Here is a 20,005-nt window from a genome sequence, read left to right as displayed (position 1 = left end):
CAGTTCCGCATGTTGACGAATGCCGTTTCGACCACGAACGGGCCGGTTACCGGCGTCGAGCAGAACGGCGTGCGCGCCTTCAAGGGCGTGCCGTTCGCAATCGCGCGGCGCTTTGCGAAAGCAGTACCGCCGGCTGCGTGGACGGAGCCGCGCCAATGCACGGACTACGGCGCGTATGCGCCGCAGCCCGGTCATCTCGATCATGCGGACGAAGCATCCTGTCTCAGCCTGAACATCTGGGCGCCGGCGGCGGATCGCCCGCTGCCGGTGCTGTTCTTCATCCATGGCGGCGCCTTCGTCACCGGCGGCGGCGCCGATTATGACGGCGCCTTCCTCGCCGCGCGCGGTCCGGCGGTGATCGTGACCATCAATTACCGGCTCGGCCCGCTCGGCTTCCTGCAATTGCATCGCCATGGCCTCGGTGAAGCCAACAATCTCGCGATGTCGGATGCGCTCGCAGCGCTCGACTGGGTCCGCGCCAACATCGCAAGTTTCGGCGGCGATCCGGACGCGATCACGCTGTCGGGCCAGTCGGCCGGCGCCTCCATGGTGATCGCGCTTGCAACCCTGCCTGAAGCCAGAGGCAAATTCATCCGCGCCCTCGCCCTGAGTGCACCCGGGCGCAACATCATGCGCGCGGATCACGCCGACGAGGTCGCGCGCCGCGTGCTCGACGAGCTCGAGCTGGCGCGCGATCCCGGCGCGATCGCTTCCGTGCCTCTACCAGACCTCTTCGCGGCGGTGGAGCGCGTCGGACGGAGGCTCGCGGACGAGACTGAGTCGGGCACCGTGTTCGGGCCGGTGCTCGACGGCACCGTGATCCCGCGCGAGCCGCGCGATGTCTTTGCCGACGGCGGTTTGCGCGACATTCCGCTCTGGCTCGGCTCCTGCCGCGACGAGATGGCGCTGTTCCTGAAGAGCACGCCGCCGGCGGCGATGATCCGCACCACCGAGCGTCAGGTGCGCGCGGCATTCGGCGATGTCGGCTGGGAACGCCTGCTGTCCTGTTACCGCGCCACGGCGCGCACCGATGAAGATCCGTACGAGGCGCTGCTCTCGGATGCGTTCTGGCACCGCCCGATGGCCGATCTGGCGCGGCTTCATGCTGCCGCTGGCGGCGCGGTTTGGCTGAGTCGGTTCGACCATCGTCCGTCGCTTGAGCCGTTCCTGTCGCAAGGGCCGACCCATGGCGCCGACAATGCCTGCCTCTGGGCGCATCTGCCCGACTTCATCGATCGCCCGATCCTGAAACGGAAGGGCGGACCGATGACGCCTGCCGATATCGACGTCGCGGCGCGCTTTCAGGCCAATGTGCTGCGCTTCGTCACGACCGGCATGCCCGATATCGCGGAAGCCTGGCCAGGGTTTGAACCGGGCCAGGAGCCTCTCGCAATCCTCAGTCAGCCGTTTCATATTGTGCCGCTCAACGACGGCGCGCGCCTCCGGATGTGGGCGGAACTGACCGCCCGTCCCGAAGCGGTCGTCTGACAAGAAAAGCAAAGGGGAGATCAGATGAGCGTTTCGGACAGCGGGCGCGCGCTCTCGCGCACGGTTCTTGCGATGGCTTCAATTCTCTCTTTGCTGGCCGTCGTGCCGTCGGCGGCGCAGATCGTCGCGACGCCGGTCCCCGAAGACCCCGTCAGCATCGATAGCGGTGCGATCTCCGGCAGGGTGCTGGCGTCCGGCGTGAAGGCTTACTCCGGGATTCCCTTTGCCGCGCCGCCGCTCGGAGACCTCCGCTGGCGCGAACCGCAGAAGGTCGAGGCCTGGAACGGCGTCTATCACGCCGACCGGCTGGCGCCCGAGTGCATTCAGGTGCTGCGCCGGCACAATCTCAACCACTATTTCGGCGAGGAAGCGACCAGCGAGAATTGCCTCTATCTGAACGTCTGGGCGAGCCGGGACGCGAAATCGGGCGCTAAGCTGCCGGTGGTGGTCTGGATCTACGGCGGCGGCTTCACGCTCGGCTCCAGCGGCATGGCGATGTATGACGGCGAAGCCGTTGCGAAGAAAGGCACGATCTTCGTCAGCTTCAATTACCGCGTCGGCATTTTGGGCAATCTCGCCCATCCCGAGCTGACCGCGGAATCGCCGCACCATGCCTCCGGCAATTACGGCTTGATGGACCAGATCGCCGCGCTGCAATGGATCAAGCGCAACATCGCGCTATTCGGCGGCGACCCCGACAACGTCACCATCACCGGGCAGTCTGCGGGCGCCATGTCGGTGTCCGCGCTCGAAGCAAGTCCGCTGGCGAAAGGCCTGTTCAATCGCGGTTTCGCGATGAGTCTCAGCATGTTCGACAGCCGTTTCAAATTCCCGGCGCTGCCGGCGGCTGAGAAGATCGGCCTCGAGGTGCAGTCGGCACTGGGCGCGTCCTCGCTCGCCGAGATGCGGTTGATCCAGGCCGACAAGGTTTTGGCGATCCAGAAGGATTGCCAGCTTGGATGTGCCGGCACGATCGCCGTCACGCCGGATATCGACGGCTACGTCCTACCCGACACCGTGCCGAACATTTTTGCGGCAGGCAAACAAAACGACGTCGCGACGGTCGCGGGTTTCACCAGCGACGAAAGTTCGAATGATCTACGCACCGCTGGAAATCTCGAAGCCTATCTCGCCGCTGCAAAGAAGCTCTATGGTGACCAGGCCGATCGCTTCCTCGCGCTCTATCCGGCGAAGACCGACGACGAGGCCAAGGCGATGGGCCTGCTCGCCGCGCGTGAGGGCCTCGTCGAAGCCGGCACGCGCAACTGGGCCATGGCGCAGACAAAGACCGGCAAGGCACCGTTCTACATGTACATGTTCTCCCGCGTGCACCCCTTCGCGAAGGACGTCCAGTTCTTCGACAGTCCACAGAAGATCGGTGCCTATCACACCTCCGACGTGCCTTACTGGTTCGGAACCCAGGACGCCTTCGACAAGTTCCGTACCACGCGGCTCTGGACCGAGTTCGACCGCGCCTTGTCCGATCGGATGATGGACACGCTGGTCGCATTCGCGAAGACCGGAAATCCGGCGACATCGGCGACGCCGTGGCCGCAATGGAATCAGGGCGCGCAGAACTATGTCGAGTTCGGCGACGAATCCGGTGTTCGCGAGGAGAGCCGCGCGCGTCTGGATTTCCACACACCGGCGAACGTCACGCCCTCGACGCCGCGCGTGTCGCGTGATTGAACGTGTCCTAAAGCTCGCCGTGCAGCCAGAGCGCGGGGGTCAGAACTGGATCTCGGGAGGTATATCGTCCGCACCGAGGCCAACGGCCTCAAAACCCTTCAGCATCCATTCGCGGGTCTGGCCCAGCGCACGGTTATAGTCGGCCCAGGCGCTGAGGAAATCCTTGTAGCGACGATCGCCTTCGGCGCGGATGCCCAGATTGGTCGGCAGCGTCAGCAGCGGGCGGGGGACTGCGAGCTCGCCGAGCGTCGGGTTCTTCTTCAAGGTCGCGACCGAAAGCACGGCAAGCGAAATGTTGCAGTCCGCCCGTCCGGTGGACACGGCGAGGATCGCCTCGTTCCGCTCCTTGAAGCCGAGGATCGTTGCCTTTGAGCAATAGCGGCGCGCGATGGTCTCATGCGTGGAGCCGATGTCGACGGCGATCTTGACCTCGGGCTTGTTGAGCTCGGCCCAGGTCTGCGGCTTGGCAAAACCCTTCTTGGTGATGACGGTGAAGGAGTGCACCAGGATGGGCGAGGAGAAGTCGATGACCAGCGCGCGCTCGGGCGTCGGATTGACGGCGAAGGCAAGATCGATCTTCTCGGCCTGAAGATCCAGGATCTGGTTGCCCCAGGTTGATTCCAGCGGCTCGACCTTGGCGCCGAGCTTGCCGGCGATGTCGTTCGCCATGTCGATGCAGGCGCCCGACCATTGATTGGTCGTGAGGTCCTTGTGGAAATAGGGATCCTGGCCGGCGATGACGGCGATCCGCAGCACACCGCTCTTTTTGATGCGGTCGAGCGTGGAGCTCGGCGCGGTGTCGGCTTTGGCCGAGGTGGCTGCGGCCATCGCAGCACCGGCGAGGGCGACAGTGGTGAGTGCGTCCCTGCGATTCATGGCAGTTCCCATGGCAGTTCTCCTGGGCAGTCGCTTTTTAGACATTCAAACCCGGCGTCTGGACTATTTCTGTATTCAGACTAAAATGCAATACGGTATTTTAGATTGGACAGGACAGACAAGCACGTGCGCGCTCTCTTCGTCGACGCCAACGACACCCTTGCCGCGGTGACTGAAAAGCTGCTGCGCTCCCAGGACCTCCCGGTCGGCATCAACCGCAACCCCTCCATCAAGCCCGACGATTTGCCCGGCCTGCTCGGTGACGCCGAGATCATGATCGTCGATCATACCGCGGTGCCGACGGCGATTGCCACCAAATGCGCTGCCCTGAAGCACGTCGTCTTCCTCGGCACCGGTGCGCGCAGCTACATGGATCCGGAAGAGCTTGGCCAGCGCGGTATCTCCGTTCACACTATCAAGGGCTATGGCGACACCGCGGTCGCCGAATGCGCGATCGCGCTGATGTGGGCTTCCGCCAAGAGCTTTGGCGAGATGGACCGCGGCATGCGCGAGGGCAACTGGCTGCGTCGCGACGCGATGCAGCTCACCGGCAAGACGCTCGGCCTGATCGGCTTCGGCGGCATCGCCGCGGAAGCCGCGCGCATGGCCGCGGGCTGTGGCATGAAGGTGATCGCCTGGAACAGGTCGCCGAAGACGCATCCGGGTGTCGAGTTCGTCTCGCTGGAGAAACTGCTCGCGGAGAGCCATGTCGTTTCGCTGCATCTGCTCCTCAATGACGAGACCAAGGGTTTCCTGTCGCGCGAGCGCATCGCGATGATGCGCAAGGGCAGCATCCTGATCAACACCGCGCGCGGCGCGGTCGTCGACGAGGACGCGATGCTGGACGCGCTGCGCTCGGGTCACATCGCCCATGCCGGCCTCGACGTCTTCACCGTCGAGCCGCTGCCACCGGGCCATCCGCTGACAAAGCTGCCGAACGTGACACTGTCGGCGCATTCGGCGTTCCGCACGCCGGAGGCAAGCGACAACCTCATCGGCGCGGCGCTCGATCATTGCCGCCGCATCATCGCGAATGGGCGGTAGTGCAAACAGCAGGGGCGGGCATGTCGCCTGCGCAGGGTACGCAAAGCCTTTCGATCTTGCGCGCCCTGTCGGCCTGTCCTACGCCACCTCCGAACAAAATTTGCGCGAAGCCATGAAGCGCATCGCCGAAGCCTCGAGGGAGCCGTCATGACCATTCGCAACACCCGCACCGGGGGCCAGATCCTGATCGATCAGCTCGTCGCCCAAGGCGTCGAGCGCGTCACCTGCGTGCCGGGCGAGAGCTATCTGGCGGCCCTCGATGCGCTGCATGACAGCCCGATCGACGTCATGATCTGCCGCGCCGAGGGCGGCGCCGCGATGATGGCGGAAGCCTATGGCAAGCTCACGGGCCGGCCCGGAATCTGCTTCGTCACCCGCGGCCCCGGCGCGACCAATGCCAGCCACGGTGTCCACATCGCGATGCAGGATTCGACGCCGATGATCCTGTTCGTCGGCCAGGTCGACACCGGCATGCGCGAGCGCGAGGCGTTCCAGGAGCTCGACTACAAGGCGGTGTTCGGCACCATGGCGAAATGGGCGGTCGAGATCGATCGCCCCGACCGGATTCCGGAACTCGTCGCGCGCGCCTTCCGCGTCGCCATGCAGGGCCGGCCCGGTCCCGTGGTGATCTCGCTGCCGGAGAACATGCTGACGGAAACCGCCGCCGTTGCCGATGCGATGCGCATCGAGCCGGCGGTGAGCTGGCCGGCGCCCGCTGACATCGAGCGTGTCGGCGCCATGCTCGCGAGCGCCAAGGCGCCGCTCGTCATCCTCGGCGGCTCGCGCTGGACCGATGAGGCGACCAAAAGCATCGCGCGCTTTGCCGAGCGCTTCGACCTGCCGGTCGCAACCTCGTTCCGCCGGGCCTCGCTGATCGACGCCGATCATTCGCATTACGCCGGCGATCTCGGCATCGGGCCGAGCCCGGGCCTGAAGGCGCGCATCGATAACGCTGACGTCATTCTGCTGATCGGCGGCCGCATGTCGGAGATGCCGTCCTCGTCCTACACGCTGTTCGACATTCCGACCCCGCAGCAGAAGCTGATCCATGTGCATCCCGGCTCCGAAGAGCTCGGCCGCGTCTATCAGCCGGCGCTGGCGATCCAGGCGACGCCGGCTGCGTTCGCCGCCGCCGTCGAGACGCTGAAACCGGCCGGGTCGGTTGCCTGGAAGGGCGAGGCCGCCAAGGCGCATGCCGATTACCTCGCCTGGACCGAGAAGGCGCGCGAGCTGCCGGGCACGTTCCAGTACGGCCAGGTGATGACCTGGTTGCGCGACCGGCTGCCGAAGGACGCGATCGTCTGCAACGGCGCCGGCAACTATGCCGGCTGGATCCATCGCCATCACCGCTTCCACAGCTTTGCTGCCCAGCTCGCGCCGACCTCGGGCTCGATGGGCTATGGCGTACCGGCAGCGGTGCTCGCCAAGCGGCAATATCCGGATCGCACCGTCGTCGCCTTTGCCGGCGACGGCTGCTTCCTGATGAATGGCCAGGAATTCGCGACCGCCGTGCAATATGACGCACCGCTCGTCGTCATCGTCGTCGACAATTCGCAATACGGCACCATCCGCATGCACCAGGAGCGCGACTATCCCGGTCGCGTCGTCGGCACCCAGCTGAAGAACCCGGATTTTGCGATGTACGCAAAAGCGTTCGGCGGTCATGGCGAGCGCGTCGAGCGCACGGAGGAGTTCGCGCCGGCCTTCGAGCGCGCGCTGGCCTCGGGCAAGCCGTCGATCCTCCACTGCATCATCGATTCCAGGGCGATCTCGGTCGGCAAGGATTTCGCTCCCGCGGTGAAGGCGTAAGCGATGCCCGCCGGCCGCCACGTCGCGATCATCGGCGCCGGCGCGGTCGGCGTGATCAGCGCCATCGAGGCGCTGCGCGAGGGCCATCGCGTCACGCTGATCGATCCTGGCGAGCCCGGTGGCGAGCAGGCGGCGAGCTACGGCAATGCCGGCTGGCTCTCCTCGCATTCGGTGATCCCGCCGGCCGAGCCGGGCATCTGGAAGAAGGTGCCGTTCTATCTCATGGATCCGCTCGGGCCGCTCGCGATCCGCTGGTCCTATTTGCCGAAGGCGTTGCCCTGGCTGATCAAGTACCTGCTTTCGGGCTGGACCGAGGCGCGGGTCGAGACAACCGCCTTTGCGCTGCGCGATCTCCTGAAGGACGCGCCGCTGCTGCACAGGAAGCTTGCGGAAGAGGCCGGTGTGCCCGAACTGATCGAGCGCAACGGCGTGATGCATGCCTTTCCGTCGCGCGGCAATTTCGACAACGATCTCGGCTGGCGCCTGCGCAAGAAGGTCGGCGTCGAATGGCTGGAGCTCGACGCCGACGAGATGCGTCAGCGCGAGCCGGATTTGCATCCGCGCTACACCTTTGGCGTGATGGTGGAAGAGGCCGGGCGCTGCCGCGACCCCGGCGCCTATGTTGCAGCGCTTGCGCAACATGCTTTCGCAAACGGCGCCAAGCTGGTGCGGGCCAAGGCGACAGGCCTCAAGCTCTCCGGCAACAAGCTCGTTGCCGTCCTCACCGAGACCGGCGAGATCCCTTGCGATGCCGCGGTGGTTGCCGCGGGGGCGCGGTCGAAGCAGCTCACCGCATCGGTCGGCGATCCGCTGCCGCTCGAGACCGAGCGCGGCTATCACGTCATGATCGAGAAGCCTGAATCAGGCCCGCGCAGCTCGATCATGGCGTCCGACGCCAAGATGGTGGTGAACTGGACCGACAAGGGCCTGCGCGCAGCCGGTACGGTCGAGATCGCCGGCCTCGAAGCCGAGCCGAACTGGAAGCGCGCCGAGATTTTGCGCAATAACCTCCTCAGCATGTTCCCGAAACTGCCGAAGGACATTCCAGCCTCGCGCATCAAGACCTGGTTCGGCCATCGCCCGAGCATGCCTGACGGACGTCCCTGCATCGGCTACGCACGCGCCTCGCGCGACATCGTCTATGCCTTCGGCCACGGCCATGTCGGCCTGGTCGGCTCGGCCCGCACCGGCCGTCTCGTCGCCCAGCTGCTGAGCGGCAAGACGCCGGAGATTCCGCTCACCCCGTTCGCGCCCGATCGTTTCCTCTGAGATCGCACCATGACCCATCCAGCCAATTCGCCCTCCCGCATCGCCCGTGGCGGCAAGGCCATCTATGGCGCGCCGCTCGGCATTCTGATGCTGGAGGCGCGCTTTCCGCGCATTCCGGGTGACATGGGCAACGGCACCACCTGGCCTTTCCCGGTGCTCTATCGCGTGGTGAGCGGGGCCTCGCCGGAGAAGGTGGTGCTGAAGGGCGCGGCCGGGCTGCTGCCTGATTTCATCGACGCGGCCAAGGACCTGGTGCGGCTGGGCGCCGAGGCCATCACCACCAATTGCGGCTTCCTCTCGCTGTTTCAGAAGGAGATAGCGGCCGCCGTCGGCGTTCCCGTCGCGACGTCGTCGCTGATGCAGGTGCCGTGGGTGCAGGCCACCTTGCCGCCGGGCAAGCGGGTCGGTCTCGTCACGGTGTCGGGCTCGACCCTGACGCCGGCCCATCTCGAAGGCGCCGGCGTGCCGCTGGACACGCCGCTGGTCGGCACCGAGAACGGCAAGGAGTTTTTCCGCGTCTTGATCAAGGCCGAGAAGGACGACATGGACATTGCGCAGGCCGAACGTGACGTCGTCGAGGCCGGCAAGACGCTGGTCGCGAAAAACCCTGATGTCGGCGCTATCGTGCTGGAATGCACCAACATGCCGCCCTACGCGGCGGCGCTTCAGGCCGAGGTAGGCTTGCCGGTCTACGACATCTATTCCATGATCACGTGGTTTCATGCTGGACTGCGCCCGCGCGTCTTTGCTTGATTCCGGTCGTCGCAAAGTCTTGAACAATCTCTGATAGCTCTGTCGTCTGCATTGCCTTCGTCCCCGCAGCCCCGGTATATTCGGCTGTGTTCGAGCATGAATGCAGCATATGAAGAGCAACGTGGAACTGGCTTCCGATAGCATCGTCGATCGTGTCTATGAGCAGCTCAAGGCGATGGCCGTGAGCTATGAATTCAAGCCGGGCGAACGGCTCAACGAGGGCGAGCTGGCAAAGCGCCTCGGCGTCAGCCGCACGCCGCTGCGCGAAGCGCTCAACCGCCTCAACACCGAGGGCTTCCTGCGCTTCACGCCGGGCAAGGGCTTTTTCTGCCGCGAGCTCGACGCGCACGAGATCTTCGATCTCTATGAGCTGCGCAAGTCGATCGAGGTCGCCTCGGTCCGCCTCGCCGTCAAGCGCGCCAAGGATGAAGACATCGACGCGCTGCTCAAATTCCTCGAAGCCACCGGCCCCGATCCCGGCGAGCGCTCCTCGGTGGAACTGGTCGAGCTCGACGAGACCTTCCACGAGCGGCTGATGAGGATGTCCGACAATGCCGAGATGCTGCGCGTGCTCCGCAACGTCAACGCCCGCATCCGCTTCGTGCGCTGGATCGACATGGACCGCATCAACCGCTCCAACACCCAGGCCGAGCACCGTGCCGTCGTCGAAGGCCTGATGGCGCGCGACGAAGAGGCTTGCGTCTCGGTGCTGGAGAAGCATATCGACCGCCGCCTCGACCGCATCACCGCGGCGATCAAGGAAGGCTACGCGCAGATCTATATGCCGGCCGCGGTGAGATCCGCGGCGAACTAAGTTAGCCTGAGCGACGGTGCCCTTCCTTCTCCCCTTGTGGGAGAAGGTGGCGCGAAGCGCCGGATGAGGGGTATCTCTCCGCACATACGGATGCGCATGAGTGCGCGGAGACAGACCCCTCACCCAAGTGAACTCGGGTCTCCCTGCGGAGATGCCCTCTCCCACAAGGGGAGAGGGCGCAGCAACGTGCATCGCGCCGACGCGGTCTTTATCAAATGCTGGTTCCGTGCTCATCTCCGCTTCGCGGTGGCCTAAGTCGGAGTCCTCACCCGGCGTGGAGTCCGCCGCGAAGAGCCATTCTGGAGTTGGACCATGAAACTATCCGGTAAGGTCGCCGCCATCACTGGCGCGGCGCGCGGCATCGGCAAGGCCTGCGCGAAGAGATTTCTGGACGACGGTGTCAAGGTCGTCATTTCGGATGTCGATGCCGAGGGCCTCGCCGCGACGGCCGCCGAACTGGGGCGGCCGGACGCCCTGCGCACTGTCGTCGGCAATGTCGCAAAACGCGCTGATGTCGATCAGTTCGTCGCCACCGCCGTGAAAGAGTTCGGCCGGCTCGACATCATGGTCAACAATGCCGGCGTCGCCCGCAATCGGGACATCCTCGAGATTTCCGAAGAGGAATTCGATGAAATCATCGGCATCAATCTGAAGGGCGCATTCTTCGGCGTGCAGGCGGCGGCGAAGCAGATGATTGCGCAAGGCAGCGGCGGCGGGGTCATCATCAACATGTCCTCGGTGAACGCGCTGCTGGCAATCCCGGCGCTTGCGACCTACGCGATGTCCAAGGGCGGCATGAAGCAACTGACCTCGGTTGCGGCTGTTGCGCTGGCCCCTCACAACATCCGCGTGGTCGCGGTCGGGCCCGGCACGATCCTGACCGACATGGTGGCCTCCTCCATCTACACCTCCGAGGACGCGCGCAAGACCGTGCTGTCGCGCACGCCAGCTGGCCGCGGCGGCGAGCCGAGCGAGGTCGCCTCCGTCGTCGCATTCCTCGCCAGCGACGATGCGTCCTATATCACCGGGCAGACGATCTATCCGGATGGCGGCCGGCTGATCCTGAACTACACGGTACCGGTGAAGGAGAATTAGGGGAACGAAGCAGCCGCCCCGTTTTCGATGTCGTCCTGGCCTAGTGCGCAATTGCGCACGGGGAGCCAGAACCGTTACCACAAGACGTGGTTTGACGAAGACTCGTGGTTGCCAGCTTGGTCGACAATTTCCGCCTGGGGTAATGGGTCCTGGCTTTCGCCAGGACGACTCGGGGAAATAGCTCTCACTCCGCCGCAACCGTCATCCCGTAACCCAGCCGCTTCGAAATGCCGCCGGCGCAGTCGCTTAAGGCATGTGCGATCGGGCTGTCCCAGCGGGCATCGAACGTCCCCTCCGGCCCCATCGCGGTGATGACCAGCGCGACATGGCCGGAATGGTCGAACACCGGCGCCGAGAACGCATTGACGCCGGGCAGGGGATCGCCGAGCGCGCGGGCGAGGCCGTGCTTGCGGACCTCCGTGAGCATGTCCGCAACCTTCGTACCCTTCACCGCGCGCTTCGGATTGTAGCCGACGCCGTGACGATCGAGGCCACTTTCGAGCGCGGCATTGATGGTCTTCTCCGGCAGGAAGGCTGCAAAGGCGCGCCCCGTCGCCGTCTCCAGCAGTGCCATCACCGAGCCGGCGCGCATCACGATGTGAACGGGCTGGGCCGGCTCTTCGAGCTGCACCACGGTCGGGCCGTGCGTGCCCCAGACCGCAAGCGAGACCGCATGTCCGATCTGGCTCGCCAGCGCTGCGATCTTCGGCCTTGCGATGCGCACACCGGAGAGGCGGCGCAGGCTGATCAGGCCGAGCTCCAGCGCCAGCGCGCCGATCTCGTAGCGGCCGGTGGTCTCGTCCTGCTCGATCAGCCCGATGCGCGAGAAGCTGGCGAGATAAGGATGCGCCTTGGCCGGCGTCATGCCGGCCTCGCGCGCGAGATCGCGCAGCATCATCGGCTCGCCGCATCTGGCGAGCGCGCGGAGCAATTCTCCGCCGACCTCGATCGACTGGATGCCGCGGCTTTCTCTCTTCATGCGCCTCCTGGCGTTAGGCTATGCCGCGTCGCGCTTGGCGGCGCTGTCGGCGAGATGGCGGCCGGCAATGTAGCCGAAGGTCAGCGCCGGCCCAAGCGTGATGCCGGCGCCGGGATAATTGCCGCCCATGATGCTCGCCATATCGTTGCCGGCGGCATAGAGCCCGGGGATGACCCGGCCCTCGGCATCGAGCGCGCGCGCGTTGTCGTCGGTGACGATGCCGGCATAGGTGCCGAGATCGCCGACCACCATCTTGACGGCGTAGAACGGGCCGTTCTCGATCGGTCCGACACAAGGGTTGGGACCGTGCAGCGCGTCGCCCTGGTAGCGGTTATAGGCCTTCGAGCCCTTGCCGAAGGCGGCGTCCTGCCCTTGCGGCGCCGTCGCATTGAATTGCCTGACGGTCTCGACGAAGGCATGGGCATCGATCCCTGCCTTCGCCGCCAGCGCCTCCAGCGTGTCGCCGCGCATGAGATAGCCGGTATTGAGGTGATGGCCCGTCGGCATCGGGAAAGGCGGCACGCAGCCGAGACCGTACTTCCGGAGCGTCTTGTGATCGCAGACGAGATAGGCAGCAATTTCTTCGCCGGGCTTTGACGCCTTGACCATGGCCTGGATGAAGTCGTGATAGGAATTGCCTTCATTGGCAAAGCGCCTGCCGTCGCGCATCACCGCGATCACGCCCGGTTTGGCGCGGTCGATGAAATGCGGCATCACGCCCTTCGAGCCGTCCTTGCGCGTGGTCAGCGACACCGGCACCCAGGCGGCGGCGTTCGGCAGTCGATCCTCGACATGCCCGCCGGCGCTTTCGGCAAGGCGCAAGCCGTCGCCGGTGTTGCCGGTGGGGCCGGGCGAATAATGCTCGTTGCCGGTCGGCGCATGCGGAAACATTTTCTTGCGCCGCTCGATATCGTGCGGGAAGCCGCCGCAGGCGAGCACGACGCCCTGGCGCGCACGGACGCGCACCTCGCGGCCCTCACGCGAAACCACCGCACCGGTGACGGCGCCATTCTCGATCGTCAGCTCGCGCACCGGCGAGGATAGCCACATCGGAATCTTGAGATCGAGCGCGGATTTTGCGAGCCGCCCCGCGAGCGCATTGCCGTTGGTCAGGGTCATGCCGCGGCCGTAGCGCAGCACGTCCATGAGGTGGCGCGACAGGCGTTTTGCGACATAGACCGCCGACGTCACCGACTTCGTCGCGCGCATGAAATGGACGATGTCCTTGCCGGATCCGAGCATCATGCCGAACACGGTCAGCTCGGGCAGGGGCATTCCGAGCGTCTTGATGTGGTCGCCGAGCTCGCGGCCGTCGAACGGGCGCGCCACCATGGAGTGGCCACCCTGGGTGCCGCCGGGCGCCTCGGCGTGGTAGTCCGGGAAGACCAGCGGCATGTCGAAGCGCAGCGCTGTCCTGGTGGTGAAGAAATCGACCGCCTCGGGGCCGGCGCTCAAAAATGCGTCGACGCGCGCGGCGTCGTAATTGTTGCCGGCTTCATGCCGCAGATAGGTGCGGGCCTGCTCCGGCGTCTCCGTGATGCCGTAGGCCCGCGCCAGCGATGTCCCGGGAATCCACAGCCAGCCGCCGGAGCGCGCGGTGGTGCCGCCGAAGCGCGGTTCCTTCTCGACGATCAGCACGTCGAGGCCGCGGGAGCGCGCGGTGATCGCGGCCGACATGCCGGAGGCGCCCGATCCGGCCACGAGCACATCGCACTCGTAAGTCTCAATTGCGGTGTGCTCGATGCCGGTCATGCGGGCCTCACTTCTTCAAGAGCGGACATTTGGACTCGGAGACCGGGCGGAAGGCGTCCTCGCCCTTCACGGTCTTGACGATGTCGAGATAGTCCCAGGGTTCCTTGGACTGTTCAGGTGACTTGACCTTGGCCAGATACATGTCGCGGATGACGCGGCCGTCCTCGCGCAACTTGCCACCATGGACGAATGTATCCTCGATCGGCAACTCGCGCATCTTGGCCATCACCTTGGCCGGATCGTCGGTGCCGGCAGCCTTGATCCCTTTCAGATAATGCAACACCGAGCCGTAGACGCCGGTGTGGATCATGGTCGGCATCACCTTGGTGCGCTCGTAGAATTTCCTGGACCAGGCGCGGGTCGCCTCGTCCATGGCCCAGTACGCCGCCGTCGTCATGTAGGTGCCCTGCGCGGCCTTGAGGCCGACCGCGTGCACGTCGGTGTCGAACATCAGGAGGCCAACGAGCTTCTGGCCGCCCTGGACCAGGCCGAACTCGCCGGACTGCTTGATCGCATTGTCGGTGTCCTGGCCGGCATTGGCGAAGGCGACCACGTCGGCTTTCGAGCTCTGTGCCTGCAGCGCGAAGGAGGAGAAGTCCGCGGTGTTGGTCGGGTGCTTCACGCCGCCGAGCACCTTGCCGCCCATCTCGTTGATGAAGCGCGTGGCGTCCTTCTCGAGCTGCTGGCCGAAGGCATAGTCGGCGGTGATGAAGTACCAGGACTTTCCGCCTTCCTTGATCACGGCGGAGGCCGTCACCTTCGACAGCGCGTAGGTGTCGTAGGTGAAGTGCACGGTGTTGGGGCTGCACAGCTCGTCGGTCAGCGAGCTCGCGCCGGGGCCGGAGAGCAGGGCGATCTTGTTGCGCTCGCGCACCATGTTGTGCACGGCAATGGCGATGCCGGAATTGGGAATGTCGACGACGGCGTCGACCTTGCCGTTGTCGAACCAGCCGCGCACGATCTGCACGCCGACATCGGTCTTCATCTGGTGGTCGGCGCTGATGATCTCGATCGGCTTGCCGAGCACGGTCGGCCCGAATTCCTCGACCGCCATTTTCGCGGCCTCGACCGAGCCCGGCCCACTGTTGTCGCGGCCCCAGCTCGACAGATCCGTCAACACGCCGATCCGGACCGCGTCGTCGGAGACTTGCGCGGTGGCAGCATTGGTCATGGCAGCCGAAGTCGTGGCCGCGAGCATGGCGCAGGCCAAAAGCCCTCTCATCGTCGTTCCCTCTCTTTTTATGAGCCGTCTGATACGGCCGGTTATTTCTGGCGGGAAGTTAGATATTAGCTAATTAGTTTGTCAATAACGAATGTCAGTGGAGGACCGGGTTCCGCCATTGCGGCGACGACGTTGCGAAGATGTGTGCGCAACTGTCGCCACCCCCGTCATTGCGAGCGCAGCGAAGCAATCCAGAGCCTTTCCACGGAGGCAGTCTGGATTGCTTCGTCGCAAGAGCTCCTTGCAATGACGGGTGTTGCGACACCCGCGCACAAAATCCCGCGTTGTTATCTTGTGAGAGCCATCACTCCCGCAGGTTGCAACCCTCCACGCGATTGGCCATGATGCCCTCCGGAATCTTTGGGGCATGGCATGACGGCAGCAACGGCGGTCTCTGCTTCGGCGGAGAAATCGACCACGGCGCATGTGGTGTGGGCGAGTGCGCTCGGCACTGCGATCGAATGGTACGACTTCCTGATCTACGGCACGGCGGCGGCGCTGGTGCTCAACAAGCTGTTCTTTCCGAGCTTCGATCCCTTCGTCGGCACGCTGGCAGCGTTCTCGACCTATGCGGTCGGCTTCGTCGCCCGGCCCATTGGCGGCGCGATCATCGGGCATTATGGCGACCGGCTCGGCCGCAAGAAGATGCTGGTCATGACCATGATCGCGATGGGGCTCGGCACTTTCCTGATCGGCTGCCTGCCGACCTACAGCCAGATCGGCGTCTGGGCGCCCATCTTCCTGGTCATCCTGCGCTTCATCCAGGGCATCGGGCTCGGGGGCGAATGGAGCGGCGCGGTCGTCATGGTGGTCGAGCACGCCGGCAACCGCCGCGGCTTCTACGGCAGCCTGGTGCAGATCGGATTTCCCGTCGGTGTCGCCGCCTCCACCGGCATCTTCGGCCTGATGACGCAGCTGCCCGAGGCAGACTTCCTGAGCTGGGGCTGGCGAGTGCCGTTCCTGATCAGCATCCTGCTCGTCGGCGTCGGCTTCATCGTGCGGCTCAAGCTTGCGGAGACGCCGCACTTCAAGGAAGTCGTCGAGCGGAAAGAAGTGCTGGCACAGCCGGTGCTGGAAGTGCTGCGCCGCGACTGGCGCAGCTTTCTGCTGGCGATCGGCATCACGGTGTCGGAAGTCGGTCTCGCTTATCTCCTCACCGTCTTCACCGTGGTCTATGCCACGACAAAGCTCGGCCTGCCGCGGCAGGTGATCCTGAATGCGGTGGTCTATGCCGCGGTCGTCGAGTTCGCGACGCTGCCGCTCGCCGGTTGGCTCTCCGATATCTTTGGCCGCAAGGCGCTGTATCTCGCCGGCGGCGTGTTCTCGGTCGCGCTGGCGTTTCCGCTGTTCTGGTTCCTCGACACAAAAGAACCGGCGCTGATCACGCTCGCGCTCGTCGTCACGATGACGCTGACGCACGCATTGCTGTTCGGCCCGAAGGCTGCGTTCATGCCCGAGCTGTTCCGCACCCAGGTGCGCTACAGCGGCGCGTCGCTGGGGGCCAATGTCGCAGCCGCGCTCAGCGGCGGCTTCTCGCCGCTGATCGCAACCGCGCTGCTCGCCTGGGCCGGCTCGTACTGGGCGGTGTCGGTCTACATCATCGCGCTCTCGATCATCACGATCATCGCCACGCTGATCGCGCCGGAGACGGCACGGGACACGCTGAAGTCCTGAGAAATTCGGCGGCGCGCTGCCTTCGCAGGCGCGCCACCGTTGCAGCAATCCGCATCGCAACCTGATCATGCTGCTGCACGAACGCGCCCGCGCGGTCCGGCGCATAGCCTTGTATGCACGTCCTGATGCCTTCTTATGCGGGCTGCCGAAAGCAAATGCAGTGGCCCGATCCATTAGCCGCGTTTATGCAGCGAATTTTTACTTCCAATTTTACTTCACAGAATCTCAGCCATAGCCTCGCGCGCAACTGATCACACCCGCAGCCGGTCAATGGCGATCGGTGCGAGCGTTCATCGTAACCAGCGAGGGTTGCCATGTCTGATGGTGCTAAGGGGACGTCCACTTCCGATCCGGCGGGAACGGAAGCGGGACCTGCGAAAAAGCTGAGCCGGCGCACGCTGTTGAAGGGGGCGGCCGCGGTTGCGGGCGCTGCCGCAGGGGCGGATGCGATCGGCGGGTTCCCGACCATCTGGGCGCAGGAAATCAAGGACATCGAGCTTCGCCATGTCGGCGTGTCCTATTCGGTGGTGAAGGCGATCGGCGACCAGGCCGCCAAGGATCTCGGCTTCAAGGTGACGATGCAGAACCTCGACACTTCCGCGGCCATCAATCGCTTCATAAGCCAGCCTAATACGGTCGATATCGCCGATCTCGAGGGCTGGCAGGCCAAGCTGGCGGCGAAGCGCGGCGTGATCCAGGGCATCGAGGTCAAGAAAATCAAGGAGTTCGACAACATCCTGCCGATCTTCACCAAGGGCGAGATCGACGGTCACAAGATTCCGCGCCAGGGCATTTCGCCCTATGAGGCCATGTACATCGCAAAGCCCGACGCCACCGATCTCAACGATGGCGTCACCGACTGGGCGACCTTCCTGCCGCAGGTCTACAACGCCGATTCCATCGGCTATCGCCCCGACCTCGTCGGCCACGAGGTGACCGAGTGGAAGGATTTGATCGATCCCAAGTTCAAGGGCAAGGCCGCGATCCTCGACGTGCCCGCGATCGGCATCATGGACGCTGCGCTCTGCTTCGAAAGTGCCGGCCTGATCAAGTACGGCAACAAGGGCAACATGACCAAGGAGGAGATCGACTTCACCTGCAACAAGCTGATCGAGCTGAAGAAGCAGGGCCAGTTCCGCGCGACCTGGACCACCTTCGACCAGTCGGTGCAGCTGATGGCGGCGGGCGAAGTGGTGATCCAGTCGATGTGGTCGCCGGCGGTCGCGGCGGTGCGGGTGAAGGAGATCCCGTGCGTCTATGCGCCCGTCAACGTCAAGAACGGCAAGGAAGGCTATCGCGGCTGGTGCAACGGCATGGGCCTGATGAAGCATCTCTCCGGCAAGAAGCTCGACGCCGCCTACGAATATCTCAACTGGTACCTGTCGGGTTGGCAGGGCGGCTTCGTCGCGCGCTACGGCTATTACAGCCCAGTGCCGTCGACCGCGAAGAAATTCCTGACGCCGGCCGAATGGGTGTTCTGGTACGAGGGCCAGCCCGCGCCGGAGGTGGTCAACGATCCCTATGGCGTGCCGATGGAGAAGGCCGGCACCAAGCGTGACGGCGGCTCGTTCCTCGACCGCGTCAAGAACATCTCGTGCTGGAACACGCTGATGGACGAGGCCGCCTACATGAACAAGCGCTGGAACGACTTCAAGGTGGCCTGAAACCTGCTTTCCCTGACGACAGGCGCCGGCGCGGCGACGCGCCGGCGGGTGAGACCGAGTTCGAGGCGTTTGCCGACATGCAGCCAAGTCCAAGCCCAAGCCCAGCTCAAATTTCATCGCGCGCCAATCTCGCCGGCTGGCTCTACGTCTCGCCGCTGGTCCTGGTGCTCGTGCCGTTCTTCGTGGCGCCGATCCTGGTCGTGCTGGCGGCCAGCTTCTTCGCCACCGACGGCTTTGGCGGGCTGACGCCGGGCTTCACGCTGGCAAGCTACGTCGAGGTGCTGCACTCGGCGCTGACGCTGAAACTGTATCTGGCGACGATCAAGTTCACGGTGCTGACGTGGATGTTCACGCTCATCATCGGCTTCTTCGTCGCCTACTTCCTGGTGTTCCACGTCCGCAACCAGCTGCTGGCGATCGGCTTGTTCCTGCTCTGCACGGTGCCGTTCTGGACCTCGAACATCATCCGGATGATTTCCTGGATCCCGCTGCTCGGCAAGGAAGGCCTGATCAACCAGGTGCTGCTAGCGCTCGGCGCGATCCGCCAGCCGCTGGAAGTGCTGCTGTTCTCCGACCTCGCGGTGGTCATCGCCTATGTCCACCAGCTCACGATCTTCATGATCGTGCCGATCTTCAACTCCATGGCGCGGATCGACAAGAAGCTGATCGAGGCCGCGATCGACGCCGGCGCCAGCCGGTTCGACATCATGCGCCTGATCGTGGTGCCGATGTCCAAGAGCGGCATCGCGCTCGGCACCATCTTCGTGGTCTCGATCGTGATGGGCGATTTCTTCGTGGTGAAGGTGATGTCCGGCGGCGGCTCGGCCTCGGTGGTGAGCGCGTTCTACGAAGACGTCGGCGTGCTGCAATATCCGACCGCGGCGGCGAGCGCCGTGCTGCTGACGCTGGTGCTGGTCGCGATCGTCTCGCTGATCCTGCGCACCGTCGACATCCGGCAGGAGATCACGCGATGAGCGCGGTTCTCGCCGACATGCCCGAAACGGCCGCGCCCGCGACGACCAAGGCGATCGCGCCGAGCCGCGGGCAGCGGCCCTGGACGTTCTACGTGCTGGCGACGCTGTTCTCGCTTTACGTGATCGCGCTCTACGGCCCGATGTTCTGCATCTACATCCTGTCGTTCCAGGACATCCGCGGCGGCCTCGTCTTCCCGATGAAGGGCCAGTCGCTGCACTGGTTCGTCGATCTCTTCACCCAGGTGCGAACCGGCGACGTCAAAGGGTCGTTCGACCGCTCGATCAAGCTCGCCGTGATCGTCACCATCATCACGGTGGTGGTGTCGTTCCTCGCCGGCCTCGGTTTCCGCAAGCGCTTTCGCGGCGACACGGTCGTCTTCTACACGATGATCGGCAGCCTGGTCGCGCCGGGCCTCGTGCTCGGCCTCGGCACCGGCCTGCTGTTCCAGGCGCTCGGGCTGAACGCGAGCTGGTACACTTCGGCGCTCGGCGCCCAGCTGTCCTGGACCCTGCCGTTCGGCGTGCTGGTGATGTTCGCGGTGATGTCGCGCTTCGACCACGTCTGGGAGGAGGCGGCCCACGATCTCGGGGCCAGCCGCTGGCAGTCGATCCGGCTGGTGATGATCCCGGTGCTCGCACCCGGTCTCGTCGCGGTCGCGCTGTTCGGGTTCACGCTCTCCTACGACGAATTCGCGCGCAGCCTGCAGACCGCGGGCTCGCTGAACACGCTGCCGCTGGAGATCTGGAGCATGACGCTGAACGTCACCTCGCCCTCGCTCTACGCGCTGGGCACCGTGACCACCATCGTCTCCTTCATCGTCATCGGCGCGAGCCTCGGCAGCATCGTGCTGATCCAGAAGAAGCGCGGCAGCCGGGTCAAGGGTTGAGCAAGGGTTGATTTCG

The 20,005-nt window shown here is 64.8% G+C and carries 16 protein-coding genes; 12 read left to right on the top strand and 4 right to left on the bottom strand.

The features are described from left to right. Window positions 1-9 precede the first annotated feature (9 nt). Together RAD15_RS17000 and RAD15_RS16995 are read left to right on the top strand one after the other, a co-directional pair. A complete protein-coding gene (locus tag RAD15_RS17000; protein WP_458179285.1) occupies window positions 10-1,488 on the top strand; it encodes a carboxylesterase/lipase family protein in 1,479 nt (492 codons plus the stop codon). Window positions 1,489-1,512: 24 nt separating this feature from the next. Further along, the gene (locus tag RAD15_RS16995; protein WP_458179284.1) at window positions 1,513-3,177 is read left to right on the top strand and encodes a carboxylesterase/lipase family protein; all 1,665 of its coding nucleotides are present in this window, start codon (window positions 1,513-1,515) and stop codon (window positions 3,175-3,177) included. 39 nt (window positions 3,178-3,216) lie between these two features. Here RAD15_RS16995 and RAD15_RS16990 read toward each other — a convergent pair whose 3' ends face one another. Then, window positions 3,217-4,053, bottom strand: coding sequence for a transporter substrate-binding domain-containing protein (locus RAD15_RS16990; protein ID WP_458179416.1), 837 nt, complete (start codon window positions 4,051-4,053; stop codon window positions 3,217-3,219). Window positions 4,054-4,179: 126 nt separating this feature from the next. Here RAD15_RS16990 and RAD15_RS16985 point away from each other — a divergent pair, with 126 nt between their 5' ends. The 6 genes from RAD15_RS16985 to RAD15_RS16960 all read left to right on the top strand — a co-directional run bounded on the left by RAD15_RS16985 (window position 4,180) and on the right by RAD15_RS16960 (window position 10,837). Next, window positions 4,180-5,097 (top strand): NAD(P)-dependent oxidoreductase, encoded by a 918-nt coding sequence (locus RAD15_RS16985; RefSeq protein WP_458179283.1) that lies wholly within the window; start codon window positions 4,180-4,182, stop codon window positions 5,095-5,097. A 147-nt stretch (window positions 5,098-5,244) separates the two neighbouring features. After that, window positions 5,245-6,906 (top strand): thiamine pyrophosphate-binding protein, encoded by a 1,662-nt coding sequence (locus tag RAD15_RS16980; protein WP_458179281.1) that lies wholly within the window; start codon window positions 5,245-5,247, stop codon window positions 6,904-6,906. A 3-nt stretch (window positions 6,907-6,909) separates the two neighbouring features. After that, window positions 6,910-8,175: an NAD(P)/FAD-dependent oxidoreductase gene (locus RAD15_RS16975; RefSeq protein WP_458179280.1), complete on the top strand. Its 1,266-nt coding sequence runs from the start codon at window positions 6,910-6,912 to the stop codon at window positions 8,173-8,175. A gap of 9 nt (window positions 8,176-8,184) precedes the next feature. Next, window positions 8,185-8,928, top strand: coding sequence for an aspartate/glutamate racemase family protein (locus tag RAD15_RS16970; protein WP_458179279.1), 744 nt, complete (start codon window positions 8,185-8,187; stop codon window positions 8,926-8,928). A gap of 100 nt (window positions 8,929-9,028) precedes the next feature. Further along, window positions 9,029-9,742, top strand: a complete 714-nt coding sequence (locus RAD15_RS16965; RefSeq protein WP_458179278.1) for a GntR family transcriptional regulator — start codon at window positions 9,029-9,031, stop codon at window positions 9,740-9,742. Between the two features lie 312 nt (window positions 9,743-10,054). Further along, window positions 10,055-10,837 (top strand): SDR family NAD(P)-dependent oxidoreductase, encoded by a 783-nt coding sequence (locus tag RAD15_RS16960; protein ID WP_458179277.1) that lies wholly within the window; start codon window positions 10,055-10,057, stop codon window positions 10,835-10,837. A gap of 184 nt (window positions 10,838-11,021) precedes the next feature. Here the strand turns inward: RAD15_RS16960 and RAD15_RS16955 are convergent, their stop codons facing one another. The 3 genes from RAD15_RS16955 to RAD15_RS16945 are packed head-to-tail and all read right to left on the bottom strand — an operon-like array spanning window position 11,022 to window position 14,790. Next, window positions 11,022-11,816 (bottom strand): IclR family transcriptional regulator, encoded by a 795-nt coding sequence (locus RAD15_RS16955; RefSeq protein WP_458179276.1) that lies wholly within the window; start codon window positions 11,814-11,816, stop codon window positions 11,022-11,024. A gap of 18 nt (window positions 11,817-11,834) precedes the next feature. Further along, window positions 11,835-13,568 (bottom strand): FAD-dependent oxidoreductase, encoded by a 1,734-nt coding sequence (locus tag RAD15_RS16950; protein WP_458179275.1) that lies wholly within the window; start codon window positions 13,566-13,568, stop codon window positions 11,835-11,837. Between the two features lie 7 nt (window positions 13,569-13,575). After that, window positions 13,576-14,790: an ABC transporter substrate-binding protein gene (locus RAD15_RS16945; protein WP_458179274.1), complete on the bottom strand. Its 1,215-nt coding sequence runs from the start codon at window positions 14,788-14,790 to the stop codon at window positions 13,576-13,578. Between the two features lie 372 nt (window positions 14,791-15,162). Here RAD15_RS16945 and RAD15_RS16940 point away from each other — a divergent pair, with 372 nt between their 5' ends. The 4 genes from RAD15_RS16940 (at window position 15,163) to RAD15_RS16925 (ending at window position 19,989) form a co-directional block, all read left to right on the top strand. Continuing rightward, the gene (locus RAD15_RS16940; protein WP_458179273.1) at window positions 15,163-16,464 is read left to right on the top strand and encodes an MFS transporter; all 1,302 of its coding nucleotides are present in this window, start codon (window positions 15,163-15,165) and stop codon (window positions 16,462-16,464) included. Window positions 16,465-16,778: 314 nt separating this feature from the next. Continuing rightward, on the top strand, window positions 16,779-18,128 hold the full coding sequence (locus RAD15_RS16935; RefSeq protein WP_458179272.1) for an ABC transporter substrate-binding protein: 1,350 nt from the start codon (window positions 16,779-16,781) through the stop codon (window positions 18,126-18,128). Window positions 18,129-18,205: 77 nt separating this feature from the next. After that, window positions 18,206-19,102 (top strand): ABC transporter permease, encoded by an 897-nt coding sequence (locus tag RAD15_RS16930; RefSeq protein WP_458179271.1) that lies wholly within the window; start codon window positions 18,206-18,208, stop codon window positions 19,100-19,102. Continuing rightward, window positions 19,099-19,989 (top strand): ABC transporter permease, encoded by an 891-nt coding sequence (locus tag RAD15_RS16925; RefSeq protein WP_458179270.1) that lies wholly within the window; start codon window positions 19,099-19,101, stop codon window positions 19,987-19,989. Before RAD15_RS16930 ends, RAD15_RS16925 begins: the two co-directional genes overlap by 4 nt. The last annotated feature ends 16 nt before the right edge of the window (window positions 19,990-20,005 follow it).

It is taken from the genome of Bradyrhizobium sp. 14AA (genome assembly GCF_054185205.1).
This window is presented reverse-complemented; position numbering and strand designations above follow the sequence as displayed.

What these genes read in the sequence shown, in the direction of transcription:
- RAD15_RS16965 (WP_458179278.1), top strand. Translation starts at nt 9,029, where the DNA reads ATGCAGCATATGAAGAGCAACGTGGAACTGGCTTCCGATAGCATCGTC.
- RAD15_RS16975 (WP_458179280.1), top strand. Translation starts at nt 6,910, where the DNA reads ATGCCCGCCGGCCGCCACGTCGCGATCATCGGCGCCGGCGCGGTCGGC.
- RAD15_RS16930 (WP_458179271.1), top strand. Translation starts at nt 18,206, where the DNA reads ATGCAGCCAAGTCCAAGCCCAAGCCCAGCTCAAATTTCATCGCGCGCC.
- RAD15_RS16940 (WP_458179273.1), top strand. Translation starts at nt 15,163, where the DNA reads ATGACGGCAGCAACGGCGGTCTCTGCTTCGGCGGAGAAATCGACCACG.
- RAD15_RS16950 (WP_458179275.1), bottom strand. Translation starts at nt 13,568, where the DNA reads ATGACCGGCATCGAGCACACCGCAATTGAGACTTACGAGTGCGATGTG.
- RAD15_RS16990 (WP_458179416.1), bottom strand. Translation starts at nt 4,053, where the DNA reads ATGAATCGCAGGGACGCACTCACCACTGTCGCCCTCGCCGGTGCTGCG.
- RAD15_RS16945 (WP_458179274.1), bottom strand. Translation starts at nt 14,790, where the DNA reads ATGAGAGGGCTTTTGGCCTGCGCCATGCTCGCGGCCACGACTTCGGCT.
- RAD15_RS16955 (WP_458179276.1), bottom strand. Translation starts at nt 11,816, where the DNA reads ATGAAGAGAGAAAGCCGCGGCATCCAGTCGATCGAGGTCGGCGGAGAA.
- RAD15_RS16995 (WP_458179284.1), top strand. Translation starts at nt 1,513, where the DNA reads ATGAGCGTTTCGGACAGCGGGCGCGCGCTCTCGCGCACGGTTCTTGCG.
- RAD15_RS16935 (WP_458179272.1), top strand. Translation starts at nt 16,779, where the DNA reads ATGTCTGATGGTGCTAAGGGGACGTCCACTTCCGATCCGGCGGGAACG.
- RAD15_RS16970 (WP_458179279.1), top strand. Translation starts at nt 8,185, where the DNA reads ATGACCCATCCAGCCAATTCGCCCTCCCGCATCGCCCGTGGCGGCAAG.
- RAD15_RS17000 (WP_458179285.1), top strand. Translation starts at nt 10, where the DNA reads ATGTTGACGAATGCCGTTTCGACCACGAACGGGCCGGTTACCGGCGTC.
- RAD15_RS16980 (WP_458179281.1), top strand. Translation starts at nt 5,245, where the DNA reads ATGACCATTCGCAACACCCGCACCGGGGGCCAGATCCTGATCGATCAG.
- RAD15_RS16925 (WP_458179270.1), top strand. Translation starts at nt 19,099, where the DNA reads ATGAGCGCGGTTCTCGCCGACATGCCCGAAACGGCCGCGCCCGCGACG.
- RAD15_RS16960 (WP_458179277.1), top strand. Translation starts at nt 10,055, where the DNA reads ATGAAACTATCCGGTAAGGTCGCCGCCATCACTGGCGCGGCGCGCGGC.